The 1131-nt window shown below is 72.1% G+C and carries 2 protein-coding genes; both read right to left on the bottom strand.

What is annotated here, in order from left to right; all coding sequences use genetic code 11:
* Nucleotides 1-49: 49 nt before the first annotated feature.
* A complete protein-coding gene (locus ACFU6K_RS39475; RefSeq protein WP_049657493.1) occupies nt 50-256 on the bottom strand; it encodes a cold-shock protein in 207 nt (68 codons plus the stop codon).
* A gap of 337 nt (nt 257-593) precedes the next feature.
* Nucleotides 594-1004 carry a sigma factor-like helix-turn-helix DNA-binding protein gene (locus ACFU6K_RS39470; protein ID WP_380671565.1) on the bottom strand — a complete coding sequence of 137 codons (411 nt, stop codon included), beginning with the start codon at nt 1002-1004 and terminating at the stop codon, nt 594-596.
* Nucleotides 1005-1131: the final 127 nt, after the last annotated feature.

Here is a 1131-nt window from a genome sequence, read left to right as displayed (position 1 = left end):
GTGCGGGCCCCCGCTTCGCGATGATCGCGAGTCAGCGTGGAGGCTGACGTCAGCCGATGATCTGGATGTTCTCGGCCTGCGGGCCCTTCTGGCCCTGGGTGACGTCGAACTCGACCTTCTGGCCCTCGAACAGCTCACGGAAGCCCTGGGCAACGATGTTCGAGTAGTGGGCGAACACGTCGGCGCCGCCACCATCCTGCTCGATGAAGCCGAAGCCCTTCTCGCTGTTGAACCACTTCACGGTGCCGGTAGCCATAACCGTCTCCTCTAAATCCTGGGGGCATCAGGGATCCACACCTCGTGGATCCCCGTGGTAGCCGCGATCCCCATCCGGAGACTGAAACACCGGACAAAACAAATGCGCCTGTCGGTTGGTACCAGCAGGCGCACACCACGTTCATGGGAACCAAAACTGCAACTCCTACGACCGTAACAGGCCCCGGGGCGAAACGGGAATTCTCGCGGCGCTCTTCTCCGGCGCACCGCCGGGGCGCCGGTGCCCCGCCGGCCGCACGGCACCGGCGGCCGGCGCGGCACGGCAACCGCGCAGCACCGGCAACCACGTGGCACCGGCAACCATGCGGCGGGGCCGCTCAGCGGCGGGCGGCCGCCAGGGAGCGGAGCTGGACGTGGACGGCGGCGGGTTCGGTGCCGGTGAGGGCGGCGACCTCGGCGGCGGACAGGTCGAGGACCAGGTGCAGCAGCAGGACGTCCTGCTGGGCGGCGGTGAGGTGGGCGACCGGGCCGAGCGGCCGGGGGCCGGCCAGGGCGCAGACCCGGCGGCGCACCGCCTGCCAGGCGCAGGCGGCCGGGCTGGCGGTGGCCAGGGCGTCCAGCCAGTGGCCGCCGAGCTCCTCGAAGGCGGCGCGGACGGCCAGGGGCGCGTCGGCGGGCGACAGGAGCAGCGCGGCGTAGTCCAGGTAGTGGCGCAGGTGGAGGTCGTGCAGCGCCCACAGGCCCAGGGCGGGCCCGGGGGCGGCCGGGCGGCGTGGTGGTGTCGGCATGGTGGTGTCCCGAGGTTTCCCTAGGTGTCCCGAGGTGTCCCGAGGTTCCCGCAGGTGGTGCGGGCGGATGCCGGCCCGCGACGGGGACGCGGGCGGGTGCTCGTCCGTGGGTGGCTGGGGTCCTGTC

Origin of the sequence: Kitasatospora sp. NPDC057512, assembly GCF_042802135.1 — a bacterium.
In the GTDB taxonomy this organism is placed as follows: Bacteria; Actinomycetota; Actinomycetes; order Streptomycetales; family Streptomycetaceae; genus Kitasatospora.
This window is presented reverse-complemented; position numbering and strand designations above follow the sequence as displayed.

What these genes read in the sequence shown, in the direction of transcription:
- ACFU6K_RS39475 (WP_049657493.1), bottom strand. Translation starts at nt 256, where the DNA reads ATGGCTACCGGCACCGTGAAGTGGTTCAACAGCGAGAAGGGCTTCGGC.
- ACFU6K_RS39470 (WP_380671565.1), bottom strand. Translation starts at nt 1,004, where the DNA reads ATGCCGACACCACCACGCCGCCCGGCCGCCCCCGGGCCCGCCCTGGGC.